Origin of the sequence: Blautia luti (assembly GCF_033096465.1) — a bacterium.
In the GTDB taxonomy this organism is placed as follows: domain Bacteria; phylum Bacillota; class Clostridia; order Lachnospirales; family Lachnospiraceae; genus Blautia_A; species Blautia_A luti.
In genome coordinates this window covers 1,096,791-1,112,720 of sequence record NZ_AP028156.1, presented here as the reverse complement: position 1 = coordinate 1,112,720, position 15,930 = coordinate 1,096,791, and the positions used below count along the sequence as shown (strand labels likewise).

At 45.4% G+C, this 15,930-nt stretch carries 15 protein-coding genes; 2 read left to right on the top strand and 13 right to left on the bottom strand.

Annotation, left to right across the window (positions count from 1 at the left end; translation table 11 throughout):
• Positions 1–3: 3 nt before the first annotated feature.
• Positions 4–945, top strand: a complete 942-nt coding sequence (gene rfbD, locus R8695_RS05160) for a dTDP-4-dehydrorhamnose reductase (RefSeq protein WP_118508596.1) — start codon at positions 4–6, stop codon at positions 943–945.
• A 79-nt stretch (positions 946–1,024) separates the two neighbouring features.
• On the opposite strand, the gene R8695_RS05155 is transcribed toward rfbD, so the two are convergent.
• A complete protein-coding gene (locus tag R8695_RS05155; protein ID WP_308418806.1) occupies positions 1,025–1,234 on the bottom strand; it encodes an IclR family transcriptional regulator domain-containing protein in 210 nt (69 codons plus the stop codon).
• 65 nt (positions 1,235–1,299) lie between these two features.
• On the opposite strand from R8695_RS05155, the gene R8695_RS05150 reads away from it, so the two are divergent.
• Positions 1,300–1,764 (top strand): PfkB family carbohydrate kinase, encoded by a 465-nt coding sequence (locus tag R8695_RS05150; RefSeq protein WP_154779714.1) that lies wholly within the window; start codon positions 1,300–1,302, stop codon positions 1,762–1,764.
• Between the two features lie 103 nt (positions 1,765–1,867).
• Here R8695_RS05150 and R8695_RS05145 read toward each other — a convergent pair whose 3' ends face one another.
• The 12 genes from R8695_RS05145 to glf all read right to left on the bottom strand — a co-directional run bounded on the left by R8695_RS05145 (position 1,868) and on the right by glf (position 15,840).
• Positions 1,868–2,638, bottom strand: a complete 771-nt coding sequence (locus tag R8695_RS05145) for a LamB/YcsF family protein (RefSeq protein WP_154779713.1) — start codon at positions 2,636–2,638, stop codon at positions 1,868–1,870.
• Positions 2,639–2,651: 13 nt separating this feature from the next.
• On the bottom strand, positions 2,652–3,998 hold the full coding sequence (gene accC / locus R8695_RS05140; protein ID WP_154779712.1) for an acetyl-CoA carboxylase biotin carboxylase subunit: 1,347 nt from the start codon (positions 3,996–3,998) through the stop codon (positions 2,652–2,654).
• A 22-nt stretch (positions 3,999–4,020) separates the two neighbouring features.
• A complete protein-coding gene (gene accB, locus R8695_RS05135; protein WP_118508586.1) occupies positions 4,021–4,461 on the bottom strand; it encodes an acetyl-CoA carboxylase biotin carboxyl carrier protein in 441 nt (146 codons plus the stop codon).
• Between the two features lie 104 nt (positions 4,462–4,565).
• Positions 4,566–5,573, bottom strand: a complete 1,008-nt coding sequence (locus R8695_RS05130; protein ID WP_118508585.1) for a 5-oxoprolinase subunit C family protein — start codon at positions 5,571–5,573, stop codon at positions 4,566–4,568.
• Position 5,574: 1 nt separating this feature from the next.
• Complete coding sequence (pxpB, locus tag R8695_RS05125; protein ID WP_118508584.1) at positions 5,575–6,303, bottom strand: 5-oxoprolinase subunit PxpB; 729 nt, start codon at positions 6,301–6,303, stop codon at positions 5,575–5,577.
• A gap of 111 nt (positions 6,304–6,414) precedes the next feature.
• Complete coding sequence (locus R8695_RS05120; protein ID WP_154779711.1) at positions 6,415–7,617, bottom strand: NRAMP family divalent metal transporter; 1,203 nt, start codon at positions 7,615–7,617, stop codon at positions 6,415–6,417.
• 267 nt (positions 7,618–7,884) lie between these two features.
• Positions 7,885–9,279: a glycine--tRNA ligase gene (locus tag R8695_RS05115; protein WP_118508582.1), complete on the bottom strand. Its 1,395-nt coding sequence runs from the start codon at positions 9,277–9,279 to the stop codon at positions 7,885–7,887.
• 95 nt (positions 9,280–9,374) lie between these two features.
• On the bottom strand, positions 9,375–10,127 hold the full coding sequence (recO, locus tag R8695_RS05110) for a DNA repair protein RecO (RefSeq protein ID WP_154779710.1): 753 nt from the start codon (positions 10,125–10,127) through the stop codon (positions 9,375–9,377).
• Complete coding sequence (gene era, locus R8695_RS05105) at positions 10,127–11,035, bottom strand: GTPase Era (protein WP_118508580.1); 909 nt, start codon at positions 11,033–11,035, stop codon at positions 10,127–10,129. The genes recO and era overlap by 1 nt, the downstream gene beginning before the upstream one ends.
• Before the next feature lie 123 nt (positions 11,036–11,158).
• On the bottom strand, positions 11,159–14,083 hold the full coding sequence (locus tag R8695_RS05100; protein ID WP_154779709.1) for an insulinase family protein: 2,925 nt from the start codon (positions 14,081–14,083) through the stop codon (positions 11,159–11,161).
• 34 nt (positions 14,084–14,117) lie between these two features.
• A complete protein-coding gene (locus R8695_RS05095) occupies positions 14,118–14,696 on the bottom strand; it encodes a DUF6553 family protein (protein WP_154779708.1) in 579 nt (192 codons plus the stop codon).
• A 28-nt stretch (positions 14,697–14,724) separates the two neighbouring features.
• Positions 14,725–15,840, bottom strand: a complete 1,116-nt coding sequence (gene glf / locus R8695_RS05090) for a UDP-galactopyranose mutase (RefSeq protein WP_118508578.1) — start codon at positions 15,838–15,840, stop codon at positions 14,725–14,727.
• Between the last annotated feature and the right edge of the window lie 90 nt (positions 15,841–15,930).

Sequence of the window (15,930 nt, the reverse complement as noted above, 5' to 3'; positions counted from 1 at the left end):
ATTATGAGAGTTTTTGTAACAGGTGTAGGCGGTCAGCTTGGACATGATGTTATGAACGAACTTGCGAAACGCGGTTATGAAGGTGTAGGAAGTGACATTGCTCCTTCCTACAGCGGAATCGCAGACGGCACTGCTGTTACCACAATGCCTTATGTACAGATGGATATCACAGATAAAGCTTCTGTAGAGAAAGTCATCAAAGATGCAAAGGTGGACGCAGTGATCCACTGTGCAGCATGGACAGCTGTAGATGCTGCAGAAGATGAGGAAAATCAGCCGAAGGTTCGTCTGGTAAACGTTACCGGAACCCAGAATATCGCTGATGTGTGCAAAGGGCTTGACATCAAGATGCTGTATCTCTCCACTGACTATGTATTCGACGGTCAGGGAACCACTCCATGGGAGCCTGACTGCAAGGATTACAAGCCGTTAAATGTCTATGGACAGACCAAACTGGACGGCGAACTGGCTGTATCCGGCACAGTGGATAAGTTCTTTATCGTCCGTATTGCATGGGTATTTGGCAAAAACGGCAAGAACTTCATCAAGACCATGATCAATCTTGGAAAAACACACGACACACTCTCCGTAGTCAATGACCAGATCGGTACTCCAACTTATACCTATGACCTGGCAAGACTGCTGGTAGATATGATCGAGACAGAGAAATACGGTTACTATCATGCAACCAACGAGGGCGGTTACATCAGCTGGTATGATTTCACCAAAGAGATCTTCCGTCAGGCAGCTGCCATGGGACATCCGGAATATCTTCCGGAAAACATGACAGTTAACTCTGTCACAACTGCTGAATACGGTGTTTCCAAAGCAGCACGTCCGTTCAACAGCCGTCTGGATAAGAGCAAACTGACAGCCAATGGCTTCACTCCTCTTCCAACCTGGCAGGATGCACTGGGACGTTATCTGAAAGAACTGGATTTCTGATGATCTGAAATCCATGCAAAAAATCCGTCAGAGTATTTAAACAATACTCTGACGGATTTTTTATGCTCTGTCTCAGGCTCTACAGCCTGCTTTCTATTTTACGAATATACTTTTTCAGAAGTATCGCCCATTCTGCGATGTTCTCATCCGTAAAATGCTGTGCCAGTCCGCTGATGCTGATCGCAGCGTATACATTCTTCGTTCTGTCGAATACAGGCATTGCAATACACTTGATCCCGAATTCGTGTTCCATATCATCAATGGCGTATCCTCGCTGTTTCGTTCTCACAAGCTTCTACGGAATTAAGTGAAGAACTGATTGATTATATCATCAAAGAATGTTACAGAAATAATGTGAAGACTTTCGTTAAGCCGATCTTCCGGCTTTCCGAAGAACTGCTGCCCAAGATTTCCTTCATGATTCCAAACTCCCGGGAACTGGACAATCTGGTTCCCGGTGAGGACTCCTATGAGGAAAAGGCAGAATATTTATATCACAAAGGCTGTTCCAATGTTATCGTAACCCTGGGAAGTAAAGGTTCTTATCTGCGAAACAAGGATTATTCCATCCATATCCCGGCGGTCAAATTCAATACCGTTGACAGCAATGGTGCAGCCAACTGTTTCATCTCTGCGCTGGCAGTGGCTTTAAGCCAGAATCATCCTCTCCTTTATTCTATCTGCTTCGCTACTTACGCAGCAGGGATCAGCACTACCCAGCAGGGAGTTATGACCTCCCTTCCTGACAGACAGCAGTTGGAAGGGTATGCAGATGATATCCAGGATTTTTATAATTCTCTTGTTTCACAACAGAGTTAATTTCTTACCTGATCAAGCAAAAAAAGCGCCCGGCAGCATGAAGATAATTTTTTCTATAATTTCTCCATGCTGCCGGGCGCTTTCGCTTTTATTTCAGTGTTTCTTATTTTACAAATTCATCCAGTGGGCTGATCTGGATTCCTTCTTTTCCGAAAGCTTCTCTGATCTTCTCTACGAATGCCAGTGCTTTCGCTCCGTCTCCGTGTACGCAGATGGAATCTGCCTGGATCGGAATGTCTTTGCCTGTTACCGCAGTAACTTTCTTCTCTTTTACCATACGGATCACACGGGCGATCGCTTCGTTCTCGTCTGTGATCATGGCTCCTTCTTTCCGTCTGTCTACCAGAGTTCCGTCCTCTTCATAGCCACGGTCTGCAAATACTTCCATCGCTGTGCGAAGTCCCATATCCTGGGCTGCTTTCGCAAGCTGTCCACCGGATAATGCGAGAACGATGAGATTACTGTCGAACTCTTTGATTGCTTCACAGATTGCTGTGGACAGTGCATAGTCTTTCGCTGCCATGTTGTAAAGTGCGCCGTGAGGTTTCACATGCTGCATCTTCACGCCATTTACTCTACAGAATGCATCCAGTGCGCCTAACTGATAGAGTACGTATGCTTTGGCCTCTGCAGGTGTTACGTTCATGTTTCTTCTTCCGAATCCCATCAGATCCGGGAATCCAGGATGTGCACCAACCCGGATATCTGCTTCCTTTGCCATTGCAATGGTTTTTCCCATTACTACAGGATCAGCTGCGTGATAACCGCAGGCTACATTTGCAGATGAGATCAGAGGAATGATCTTATCGTCATTTCCAATGGTATAGCGGCCGAAACTTTCGCCAAGGTCACTGTTTAAGTCTACTGTGTACATTTGCCTTACCTCCTTACTTAATCTTCAGCACATTCTCAATAAATCCTGTATCTGCTTTTCCCTCACAGAATACCGGATTCTTCATGATCTGATACTGAAAATCCAGGTTTGTCTCCACTCCCATGATCACCATCTCATCCAGTGCAGAACGCATCTTCTGAAGCGCTGCCTCTCTGTCCGGTGCATGAACGATAACTTTCGCGATCATGGAATCGTATTCGGAGGGAATCTTATATCCTGTATAAAGTCCGGTATCTACACGCACTCCATTACCTGCCGGAAGGTGCATATGCTGTACCACGCCAGGACTTGGCATAAAGTTCTTCTCCGGGATCTCTGCATTAATACGGCACTCAATGGCATGTCCTTTGATCTGGACATCCTCCTGCTTAAAGCTTAATTCCTCGCCCATTGCCACACGGATCTGCTCAATGATCAGGTCTGTGCCTGTTACCATCTCTGTAACACCATGCTCTACCTGAATTCTGGTGTTCATTTCCATGAAATAGAAATTGCCTTTCGGGTCTACGATAAACTCAATGGTTCCCGCATTGGTATAACCTACTGTTTTCGCAGCAAGAACTGCATATTCATTCATTTTTTTACGTGTTGCATCATCAATAGCCGGGGACGGGGATTCCTCGATTAGTTTCTGATGGTTTCTCTGTACAGAACAGTCACGTTCTCCAAGAGCTACTACATTTCCATGACTGTCTGCCATGATCTGGATCTCTACATGACGGGGATTCTCTACGAAACGCTCGATGTACATGGTATCATCACCGAATGCATTGGCAGATTCTCTCTGCGCCATGTTAAACTGAAACTCAAATTCATCCTCATTGGCAGCTACACGCATACCTTTACCGCCACCACCGGAAGAAGCCTTGATCATAACCGGATAGCCGATCTCCTCTGCCAGTTTCTTACCTGTTTCTGCATCATAGACAGGCTCTTTGGTTCCCGGTACTACCGGAACACCGGCATCCATCATTGTCTTTCTTGCATGGGATTTGTTTCCCATCTTATCAATCACATCTGCATCCGGCCCGATAAACGTAATACCGTTTTCCTGACACTTGCGGACGAAGTCACTGTTCTCGGACAGGAATCCGAATCCCGGATGAATGGCATCTGCCCCCATATTCTCGGCTGCCGCGATGATCCGGTCCATATTCAGATAACTGTTTCGCGCAGGACCTTCACCGATGCAGATACGCTGGTCTGCCAGCTGTACATGAAGGCTCTTTGCATCTTCTTTGGAATACACTGCCACACTGCGGATTCCCATATTTCTGCAGGCGCGGATGATACGCACTGCGATTTCACCACGATTGGCAATCAGAATTTTATTAAACAAATCGTACTGCCTCCTTTGTCTCCTACAGTTTCTTTACACGAAACAGCGGCTGTCCGTATTCTACTTTCTGTTCATTGCTTACTAATACTGCCTCGATTTCACAGTCATAATCACTCTGGATCTCGTTCATCAGTTTCATGGCTTCCAGGATGCAGACTGTCTGACCTGCTTTTACCTGATCTCCTACTTTTACAAATGCAGGTACATCCGGTGCTGCTGCGGAATAAAAAGTTCCTACGATCGGGGAAGTGATAAATAAGGTATCATCCTCTTCCTCTGCTGCTTCCACAGATGTGTTTACCGCTGCCGATGCAGGTGCTGCTACCGGTACTCCTGCTGCCACTACAGGCGGGTGATCCAGTTTACTCATTGTGATCTTTACATCTTTGTCCTTGTATGTGAATTCATTGAGGGAGGACTCCTCAATAATTTTTACTAATCCTTCAATCTTCTCTAAATCCATGAAGTACTCCTTTCTCTTCTAACTCATGTAAATTTATTTGCCATTTTTGTTTCATTTATACGATTTTGGGTTCTCCGGAGCTTACTGTTTTCCCGGCAGATTCTTTATTCTTCAAACAGCTTGCGCAGTCTCTTGGCAACCAGACGGCAGTCCAGAACCTCTTTACACGGCTGGTGGATGATCTTTCTCAGTCCGTCCAGTTCTTTCATCTCTTCCAGATATAATCTCTGTGCTTCCTGTACAGTGATCGGTTTGAAATGGATCTTGTGGTCTGTCTTTCTCTGTACCAGTTTCGGGATATCCACACTTGCCACTGTAGCAATCTTCGCATATCCTCCTGTTGTCTGGCGGTCTGCCAGCAGGATGATCGGCTTGCCGTGTGACGGTACCTGAATTGCTCCGAATGCAATACCATCAGAAATAATATCTGAAGTTTCCTTTGGCGCAATAAACGGACCTTCCAGTCTGCATCCCATACGGTCAAAATCGCTGGTCACTGTATATTCACTGTGAAGGAATGTATCGATTCCCTGCTTGCTGAACATGGAATTCTGAGGTCCCATAACCACACGTAAGGTTGCTTCTGTCTGGTCATATTCATCAATATCCAGCTTTCTGGAAAGGAAAAACGGCAGGTAACGTCTCTTAATACGAAATCCGATATAATCTCCTGCCTGCAGTTTTCTGCCCTTGAATCCGCCCAGCTTGCTCTTTAAGTTGGTACAGCGGCTTCCCATCACTACCGGGATGTCCAGATAACTGGAAAATGCGATATATGCTCTGCTTCCTGTTCTGGCACTTCCGAACTTCAGCACATCGCCTTTGTTCATATAAAGTGCTGTGTACATCGGTGCAGGCTCCCCGTTGATGGTCGGCTGGAAATCACCGCCTGTAATAGCAATAATGGTAGCTGATGTAAATTCAAGAGTAGGACCGATCAGGGTAATCTCAAGAACTGCCTCATTCTCCGGATTATCCAGAAGAAGGTTGGCGATTTTAAATGAACGGACATCCATAACACCAGCCACGCTGAATCCCTGGCTCTGATAGCCGGTTCTTCCCAGATCCTGTACAGTTGTCATCATGCCGCCCTTTAATATACGAATTCCCATCTTACACCTCTCCTTCGTGAACGATGCACTGGTATTCCCCACGTTCTACTAATTCTTTGATCCGTTTGTATTCTTCTTCATCGATTGGTACAAAACGGATATAATCTCCTGCTTCTACCAGGATCGGTACTTCTCTCTCAGGATCATAGGTCTTAACAGGTGTCATACCCATTAACTGCCATCCTCCCGGAGAATCCAGAGGATAAATACCGGTCTGGGAACCACCGATTCCCACGCTTCCCGCACTGATCTTAATCCTTGGATTTGCAAGTCTCGGTGTATGGATCCGCTCGTCCAGACCTCCCAGATAACAGAAGCCCGGAAGGAATCCAAGCATGTAGATCAGATAATCCCTGGAAGAATGGATCTTGATCACTTCTTCTACAGACAATCCTGCATGCTCTGCAATGTTCTCAAGGTCAGGGCCATATTCTCCACCATAGCACACTGGGATTTCATAAACTTTCTTTTTTTCTTCCCCTGCTTTGACATCCATTTTGACCAGAATTTCCAGTCTGGTCTTCAGGTCATCAAAAGAAATTACACGGGGATCATAATTGATCAGCAGTGAGCAGAACGCTGGTATGACATCAACCACACCTTCGATATGCTGTTCTCTCATAAGCTGTACAGTGGCAGTGATCTTCCGGTTGATCTCCGGATTGATCTCTTTGCCAAATTCAACCAGAACAGAAGAATCTCCTTCTGTCAGTATTCTGATTTCCGGCATATTTTTACTCCTTATCTTTTTTAATACGCAAAAAGGTGTAACCTGGAAGATCACACCTTTTCTGAAAGCCAGCCGCTGTCAGGTGACAGCAGCCTTTTCTTAATTACTTGCTTACAGTAACTTACCAAGCTGGGAAATAAAAGTATTTACGCCAAGGTAAGCAGTAAGGATAACTACTACGATTCCAAGGATCAGCAGAATCTTTGGATGATGATAGTTCTCTCCCATAATAGATTTCTTCTGAGATGCGATGAGGCAGATTGCAAGGGTGATCGGAAGGATCAGACCATTTACAGCGCCTGCAAGTACCAGCAGAACTGCCGGATTTCCCAGAATAAACATAATTGCTGTAGAGATTACAATAAATACAATGATCACTTTGTTCTCATTCTCTTCAATCTTCTTATTGAAGGTTTTCAGGAATGAAACAGAAGTGTAGGCAGCTCCGATAATGGATGTGATGGCTGCACACAGAAGAACCAGTCCGGCGAAACGGTAGCCGATCTCTCCTGCGCCCTGTCTGAATGCATCTGCTGCAGGGTTGGAAGCATCAAGTGTCACACCTTTTACAACAACGCCGAGAACTGCAAGGAAAAGGAAGATTCGAACAACTGCTGCAATGAGCATACCCATAACAGAACTCTTGTTGATTTCTTTTAAGTTCTTCTCTCCTGTGATACCTGCATCGATCAGACGGTGTGCTCCTGAGAATGTGATATATCCGCCAACTGTTCCACCAAGCAGTGTCAGGATGGCAGGAATCAGATTTGTAACACCCTCAGACGGTACAAATGTGTTCTTGATGGCACTTCCTACCGGTGGTTTTACGATAATGATCACAATAAAAATTACGATGATCATCGCTGCACCAAGAACTTTGGTAATGGTATCCATGGCATTCTTTGCATTCTTGAACAGGAATACTGCAATTGCAAGTGCTCCGGCAAGTATGTAACCAACTTTAGTTGGAATTCCAAGTAAAGTATTGAACCCAAGAGCTCCTCCACCAACATTTCCGATGTTAAATACCAGACCGCCGAATACAATCAGTACAGACACCAGATATCCAAGTCCCGGAAGAAGTTTGTTGGCCACTTCCTGTCCATGAAGCCCTGTTACACAAAGCACACGCCAGATATTCAGCTGTGCCACTGCTGCAAGGATTACAGAAACAAGGATTACAAAACCAAAACTCGCCTGATACTGTCCTGTGAATGTGGATGTCTGAGTCAGGAATCCAGGTCCGATTGCTGAGGTAGCCATAAGGAAAGCTGCGCCGAGCAGTGCTCCGCCGTTCTTTTTCTTTTCTGTCATTTCTCATTTCCCCCTTTTATTTAATTTTTAAATTTATTGAAACTGCCCGGCCGTCTGCTGCGAAAATGCCGAACAGTTACATGTGTTGTCTTACTGTTCACTCCGTGCACAGTAACTGTATTGTCTTTCATTATACAAAATTTTAAAGTATTAAACAAGTAAAAAGTTAAAATTCTGTCAAATTCATATGGATAAAGTGGAAATTATAGGAAAAGGGAGCTGTCCTGGTTATTGCCATGAACAGCTCCCTTGCTGTATTTTATCAATTTAGAATGTGAATTTGTCTGCGAAATATGCATCCAGTTCATCAATCTTCACACGAACCTGTTCCATGGTGTCACGGTCACGGATAGTAACTGCTCCATCGTTCTCAGATTCGAAATCGTATGTTACGCAGAACGGAGTACCGATCTCATCCTGTCTTCTGTAACGTTTACCGATGTTTCCACGGTCATCATATTCGCAGTTGTATTTCTTGCTTAACTGCTGATAGATCTTCTCTGCACCTTCATTGAGCTTCTTGGAAAGCGGAAGCACACCGATTTTCACAGGTGCAAGTGCCGGATGGAAATGAAGAACTGTACGAACGTCATTCTTCTCTGCATCCAGAACTTCCTCATCATATGCGCTGCACAGGAATGCAAGTACCACACGGTCAGCTCCCAGTGACGGCTCGATTACATATGGAATATATTTCTGTTTCTTCTCATCATCGAAGTATGTCAGATCCTGTCCGGATACGTTCTGATGCTGTGTCAGGTCATAATCGGTTCTATCAGCGATTCCCCACAGTTCGCCCCATCCGAATGGGAACAGGAACTCTACATCTGTAGTAGCCTTGCTGTAGAAGCTTAGCTCTTCTGCATCATGGTCACGGTAACGAACTTCTTCGTCCTTCAGGCCAAGGGAATGTAACCAGTTCAGGCAGAAGCTCTTCCAGTATGCAAACCACTCAAGGTCTGTATCCGGCTCGCAGAAGAATTCAAGTTCCATCTGCTCGAACTCACGGGTACGGAATGTAAAGTTACCCGGTGTGATCTCGTTACGGAAAGATTTACCGATCTGGCCGATACCAAACGGGATTTTCTTACGGGATGTTCTCTGCACATTCTTGAAGTTTACGAAAATACCCTGTGCTGTTTCAGGTCTTAAGTATACGGTATTCTTGGCATCCTCTGTTACACCCTGAAATGTTTTGAACATCAGGTTGAACTGACGGATATCTGTGAAGTTATGTTTGCCGCAGGTCGGGCATGGTACATTATGATCTTTGATGAAATTCATCATCTCTTCCTGTGACCATCCGTCTACAGAACTCTCCAGTTCAATGCCGTTCTCCTGGCTGAAGTCCTCAATGATCTTATCTGCACGGAAACGCTCGTGACATTCCTTACAGTCCATCAGCGGATCGGAAAAGCTTCCCAGATGTCCGGATGCTACCCATGTCTGCGGGTTCATCAGAATCGCACAGTCAACACCTACGTTATATGGAGACTCCTGGATAAATTTCTGCCACCATGCACGTTTTACGTTATTTTTCAGTTCAACGCCCAGGTTACCGTAGTCCCATGTATTTGCAAGACCGCCATAGATTTCAGAGCCCGGGTAAACAAAGCCTCTTGCTTTCGCCAGGGCAATAATTTTGTCCATTGTTTTTTCCATTACTGTTCTCCTCGTTTTTTATGCAATTTCCGACAGTACTTACTGCCAGTGAATACTGCTATTATAACGTTATCTTTTTTCTTTTGCAAGGCATCTCAGCTCATTATTTCCAGAATTTCCAGGCTTTTGAACCTTTTTTCTGTATTTGTGCTGATATAAGTGTGGATATGACGTTCCAGTTCAAAGAGCACATCCGCCTTCACAGCGAAGGTATAAAGCCTGCCAAGTTCTGCAGTGACCATATACCGCATGGCATATAAGGCAGCAGTGGAAACTCTTCTGGCATCCCTGACCTGTCCCAGGCATTCTTTATCCAGAATACCATTGGCGCTCTGGGAAAAGAATACTTCTTCTCCCTCCTGTACCTGTCTGCCGCAGCAGACACAGTTAAAAAGCGACGGGCAGAGCCCCTGCACAGCCATCATCCGAAGTTCAAAGATACATCGTACCAGCCTGTCATCTATATGGGGATTCAGCAGTGCCTTCACAGTTACATATAAAAGATTCATGGAATCCTTCTCGTCTGTGCCTTCCTGTCCGAAGTAATCTGCCAGTTCCAGAAAATAATACCCATAATAGATACCCGGCTGTTTCCCTGCCAGCTCTACGAAATGATGGGTGATGGATACCTGATTCAGATTATAACTGGATCTTCCCTCATACAGAGTAAAGGTCCCGAATACAAAGGGATTGGCTGCTGCCAGGAAAGGACTGTTGGGCCGTCTGGCCCCTTTGGCGAAGGCTGAGATCTTACCCCGTTCCCTGGTAAGCAGCACAATCCGCTTATCATACTCACCAACAGGCATGGCAGAGAGAACCACTCCCTGCACTGTGATCAGATCACTCATTATATTTCTTTTTTATCGTATCCGAAGTTTTTGATCAGGAAATCACTGTCTCTCCAGTCTTTCTTTACTTTGACCCAGAGTTTGAGATTTACCTTGGACTCCAGCATACGTTCGATCTCGTATCTGGCATTGCTGCCGATCTTTTTCAGCATGGCACCCTGTTTGCCGATGATGATCCCTTTATGGGATTCTCTTTCGCAGATGATGGTTGCATCAATATCCACAATAGGGTTCTTGCCCGGACGGGTCTTCATACGGTCAATAGCTACAGCGATACCATGGGGAATCTCCGCATCCAGTGCATGGAGTGCTTTTTCCCTGATGATCTCAGCCACGATCTGACGCTGTGGCTGATCTGTTACTGTATCCTCATCATAGAACATCGGGCCATATGGCAGGTATTTCAGGATGCATCCGATGATATCCTGGGTGTTTTGTCCACGAAGGGCAGAGCATGGAATGATCTCTGCGAAATCACATACTTTACGGTACGTATCAATAGCCGGAAGGATCTCCTCTTTGGAAACAGTATCAATCTTATTGATGATCAGGATCACAGGCACACCAATATTCTGAAGCTGCTCTGCAATATGTCGCTCTCCTGCACCGATAAAGGTGCTTGGTTCTACCAGCCACATAATGGCATCTACCTCTTTCAGGGTACGCTCTGCCACCTGGACCATATATTCACCCAGCTTGTTCTTTGCCTTGTGGATACCCGGTGTGTCCAGAAATACGATCTGTCCCTCATCACAGGTATAGACGGTCTGGATCCTGTTTCTGGTTGTCTGAGGTTTCTTGGATGTGATGGCGATCTTCTGTCCAATGAGGTGATTCATCAGTGTGGATTTTCCCACATTTGGTCTTCCAATGATCGCTACAAATCCGGATTTGAAATTTTCGTTCATAATTTTGTTCCTTTTAAAATTCTCACAGCTGCCGTGCAGCTTTATTTATGTAAAGCGGATTTCTGTGATCCGCTTTACCCGTTGAAATTTAACGTTACTGTTCACTCCGTGCACAGTAACAATTTAACAGTTGATCAGGGATTTCACTTCCATGAGGATATCAGAAGCTCCCTCTACCTTGCTCTCACTGCCTACTACACAGATCTGTTCGGCATCAAGCACAGCTTTTACAATATCTGCCAGAGCACGGATATCTTCTACTGATGCATTGAGGATCTGATTTCTTTCTTTCTGGAGCATCTCCTCTGTCACACCGCAGAAATATGCAGTCTTGGAAACAGAACCTTTCATCTGAGGTGTTTTCGGTACATCTTTGCCGCTGATGGTTCCGATGATATATTTGGTCATGTCACGCTCATCAGCCTGAAAATTGCGGATATAATCCACCACTCCCTGATATACCTCCAGAGTACGTTTCAGATGAGGGTCCCTGTAAGATACCAGATAGCTCTCCCCGTTTCTCTTAAAGCCGCTCATACAGCCGTATGCGCCGCCTTTTACGCGAAGATTCATCCACAGGTAATCATAGCTTAAAATTACTTTCAGGATATCCAGTGCACCTGTGTATTCCAGGCCTTTTTTCTTAAAGTTTCCGGTCTGTGCCACGAACTGAACCTGTCCGGAAGTCTTGAATCCTTCGTTTTTCCTGGTGCAGATCAGTTTCTTCTCAGATTTCTCCACAGGTTCTGTGTTAAGTCCCTGTCTGATATGCGCAGCCAGTTTCTTCACTTCTTCCAGCGATTCTCTCTCTCCTGTATAGCTGATCATAAAGTTCTCAGGACGCAGGATCATCTTCATCAGTTTCCGGAGTTCCTGAACAATCAGATCTTTCTGCTGGTCAAAATCTTTTTCCAGTTTCTCGATGAACTGGTAATATCCGATACCTGCCATCTCATCCTGGAATGCTGCCATAGGTGAGGAATAAGAGGTTGCCCTCAATACTGCAGTGGAGTGTCCTGCACCTGTCAGGCTGGCCTGTGCACGGGATTTCACAGCTGCAATGATCTCATAGAGACGCTTGGTATCTTCTACTTTGGAAGTTCCCAGGATCTCTTCTGCCATCTTAAACAGGAAGCCCAGCTTCGGATACAGTGCCTTTCCTCTTATGGAAAACAGTGCCTGAAACTCTTCCGTGGAATCTGCCCGGTCAAAGACCTCCACGCCGCAGCTGATACCGCCGGTGCTGGCATTGATCTCATTGAACAGTTCCCCGTAAGTATGCGCCTGCGTATCCACATAACCCAGAACAGATTTTAGAAGTCCCAGATAAGGGATCTGTTCCGGTGCGATGCTGTCTGTTTTGAACATCATATCCACATATCCGATTCCGTTGGTGCATACATCATGATACAGAAACAGGCTGTCATCCACAGATAATTCTTCGTTTTTCAGCGTACCTGCTTCTTTTTTGATATCACTTCTCTTCAGCATAGGGATGCATTCCAGGGCGCCAGGTTCTTCTCCTGCTTCCTGATATGCTTCCAGTGCCTGTGTCTTCTGCACCATAGCTTCCAGTTCTGCATCAGAGAGACTGCTTCTGTATGCTTCCAGTTTCTCTTCCAGTTCTTTCTCCCTCTGTGCAGCCAGTCCCTTCTTCGGAACCAGTGTGAGCACACAGCCATGAGGATTCTCCAACAGATATGTGCGGATCAGATTTTCGAAGTATCCCTCGTTCACTGCCTTTTTCAGCTGTTCAAATACTTCAAGCTGCTGGACCTGTGAGAACGGATGATCTTCTTCATAAAGCCAGTCTCCCAGAATATCCAGACTGTACATCAGTCCCTTGGGATAGGAGGAGAAATCTGCCTCACGGTAACGGAATTCGAAATAATTGATTCCTGCTTCGATAGCTTTCTTATCAATCCCATTCTCTGCAATGTCTGTCAGGACTTTACGGATAATGGAAACAAATTCTTCTTTTTTGTCCGGGTTGGAGCCTTTGGCTACCACTGAGAAATAAGGCTGCAGGATTCCGTCTTCGTATGCGCCGTAGATATCTTTGCCGATGCCTGCATCCAGAAGTGCCTGTTTCAGAGGTGCACCAGGTGCGCTTAAAAGTGCATAATCCAGTACTTCGAAAGCCATATTTCTCTGGCTGTCCAGGGTATTTCCCGTTACCATATTATAGGAAAGATAGGTATTGTCTTCCTCTCCTTCATTCTCAGCCACCGGATATTCCAGTGTTACATCCTGGCATGCTGCAAACGCACCCTGCTCCCTGATCTGTGAATCCACATCCAGCGCATCGAATCCAGACAGGTAATGTTCATCCAGAAATGCCAGTTTCTCTTCCATATCCATATTTCCATACAGGTAAATATAGCTGTTGGACGGATGATAAAAGGTTCTGTGGAAATTCAGGAAATTCTCATAGCTAAGATCCGGGATGTTCTTCGGATCACCACCTGATTCACATCCATAAGGAGTATCCGGGAAAAGATGGTTCATGATCTCTCTTTCCAGGACCTCATCCGGTGATGAGAATGCTCCTTTCATCTCATTGTATACTACACCATTATATTTCAGAGGACCTTCTTTACTCTCCAGATGATAGTTCCATCCTTCCTGACGGAAGATCTCTTCTCTCTTGTAAATGTTCGGATAGAAGACTGCATCCAGATAAACATGCATCAGATTCTGGAAATCCTGGTCATTACAGCTGGCTACAGGATAGCAGGTTTTATCCGGATAGGTCATTGCATTCAGAAACGTATTCAGAGATCCCTTTACCAGTTCCACGAAAGGATCCTTTAGCGGAAATTCCCTGGAGCCACACAGTACACTGTGCTCCAGGATATGTGCAACTCCTGTACTGTCCTTAGGCGGTGTACGGAATGCAATATTAAATACTTTATTCTCATCGTCATTCTCGATCAGCATAACTCTGGCACCTGTCTTCTTGTGACGCAGAAGCCATCCTTTGGAGTGGATATCTGTCAGATCCTCCTCCTTTACAACCTCATAAGCTGTTAAATTGTCTTTGTTCATTTCTGCCTCCAGTTAGTTTCTACGGAATTTCTTTTTATAATCCGCCTTCTCCAGGGAAATAATCCTCGTAGGCTGTCTTCGCCGCCCTTGTGATGATTCCCAGTTCCTCCTGCATGTTGACATCTGCAGGAACCTGTATTGCTGTCTCATAGATATCACGGTGAAGCTTGTTCTTTGCACTTTTTTCACTGATAGGAACAATACCGCACAGCGTGGTATTATAAGTTTTATCCTTTTCGCACAGTTCCATGTATGTTCTTACCATATGACAGCATTCCCTGAAAAGAAGTTCCTGATGCAGGGCACTTTTACCCTGGTACTCTGTGATCTTCATTTTCTGAAGATTTTTCACAATTTCCCTGCGGGCGCTTTTAGCACCGAACAGTCTGCTGGATGCATTTTTGTTAAATTCCAATGCCATCCACAGTGCCAGATAACCGTCTGCCGGGGTATCCGGTACTTCGGATTTACCGCCGTAACGGATCTCCCATAATTCCTTTCGGATGGCATTTGCTTCTTCCTCTTCTCCTGCCGCAATGGACTGGTCGAGAAACATTTTTCTTTTCATTGGGTCAGACTCTCTGTAATAGAGAGTGATAATCGGTGTATCCATAATGTTTCGGGTCCTTTCTTCTCTGAATTTATGCTTCCTCGTATGCAAGCTCTGTCTCTGCCATTGCAAGGGCTTCTTCGATCACCTGATCCATATCCATATAACGGTACATACCAAGTCTTCCGCCGAAGAGAACGTTCTTTTCCTCCAGTGCACGACGTTCATATTTGTCAAAGAGTTCGCTGTTCTTCGGATCATTTACCGGGTAATACGGTTCTTTGCCCTTCTCCCATGCTGCCGGATATTCTCTGGTGATGACGGTCTTCGGCTGTGTTCCGAACTCGAAGTGTTTATGTTCGATGATCCTTGTGTAAGGAACCTCATAATCTGTGTAGTTCACTACTGCATTTCCCTGATAGTTGCCCATCTCCAGAACCTCTGTCTCAAATCTCAGGGAACGGTATTCCAGTTCACCGTAGCAGTAATCATAGAACTGGTCGATCATACCCGTGAAAAGGACTTTATCTGCCTGTGCAGTCAGCTCTTCCCTGTTGGCAAAAAAGTCTGTGTTCAGGCATACCTGTACACCCTCCAGAAGCTTCTTGATAATACGGGTGTAACCGCCTTTCGGGATTCCCTGCCATGGATCTTTGAAATAGTTATTATCATAGGTATAGCGAAGAGGAAGTCTCTTGATGATAAAAGCCGGAAGATCCTTGCACTCTCTTCCCCACTGTTTCCTGGTATATCCTTCTACAAGTTTCTCATACACGTCCTGTCCCACCAGTGCCAGAGCCTGCTCCTCCAGGTTCTTCGGATGGGTGATATGCATTCTGGCGATCTGTCCCTGGATCTTCGCCTTGGCTTCTGCCGGAGTGCGTACGCCCCAGAGCTGATGGAACGTATTCATGTTAAAAGGCAGGTTATAAAGTTCATCTTTATAGACTGCGATGGGTGAATTTACGAAATGATTAAACTCCGCAAACTGGTTCACGTAATCCCAAACTTCTTTCCTGGATGTGTGGAAAATATGTGCGCCGTAACGATGAACCTGAATTCCTTCTATTTCCTCTGTGTAGATATTTCCGCCAATGTGATCTCTCTTGTCGATCACCAGGCATGTTTTGCCTTTCTGCGCTGCTTCGTGTGCAAATACTGCACCAAAAAGTCCTGCTCCCACTATCAGATAATCATATTTCTTCATGTAAGACACCTTCTTTTCGTAATAGTTCTGCGGATTTCCCCCTCCGCCCCGCTGTCTGCCTGTATGACCGGTCCGGAAGATCCTCCTGTA

What these genes read in the sequence shown, in the direction of transcription:
- rfbD (WP_118508596.1), top strand. Translation starts at nt 4, where the DNA reads ATGAGAGTTTTTGTAACAGGTGTAGGCGGTCAGCTTGGACATGATGTT.
- R8695_RS05145 (WP_154779713.1), bottom strand. Translation starts at nt 2,638, where the DNA reads ATGTACACAGTAGACTTAAACAGTGACCTTGGCGAAAGTTTCGGCCGC.
- accB (WP_118508586.1), bottom strand. Translation starts at nt 4,461, where the DNA reads ATGGATTTAGAGAAGATTGAAGGATTAGTAAAAATTATTGAGGAGTCC.
- R8695_RS05130 (WP_118508585.1), bottom strand. Translation starts at nt 5,573, where the DNA reads ATGGGAATTCGTATATTAAAGGGCGGCATGATGACAACTGTACAGGAT.
- pxpB (WP_118508584.1), bottom strand. Translation starts at nt 6,303, where the DNA reads ATGCCGGAAATCAGAATACTGACAGAAGGAGATTCTTCTGTTCTGGTT.
- R8695_RS05120 (WP_154779711.1), bottom strand. Translation starts at nt 7,617, where the DNA reads ATGACAGAAAAGAAAAAGAACGGCGGAGCACTGCTCGGCGCAGCTTTC.
- R8695_RS05115 (WP_118508582.1), bottom strand. Translation starts at nt 9,279, where the DNA reads ATGGAAAAAACAATGGACAAAATTATTGCCCTGGCGAAAGCAAGAGGC.
- recO (WP_154779710.1), bottom strand. Translation starts at nt 10,127, where the DNA reads ATGAGTGATCTGATCACAGTGCAGGGAGTGGTTCTCTCTGCCATGCCT.
- era (WP_118508580.1), bottom strand. Translation starts at nt 11,035, where the DNA reads ATGAACGAAAATTTCAAATCCGGATTTGTAGCGATCATTGGAAGACCA.
- R8695_RS05100 (WP_154779709.1), bottom strand. Translation starts at nt 14,083, where the DNA reads ATGAACAAAGACAATTTAACAGCTTATGAGGTTGTAAAGGAGGAGGAT.
- R8695_RS05095 (WP_154779708.1), bottom strand. Translation starts at nt 14,696, where the DNA reads ATGGATACACCGATTATCACTCTCTATTACAGAGAGTCTGACCCAATG.
- glf (WP_118508578.1), bottom strand. Translation starts at nt 15,840, where the DNA reads ATGAAGAAATATGATTATCTGATAGTGGGAGCAGGACTTTTTGGTGCA.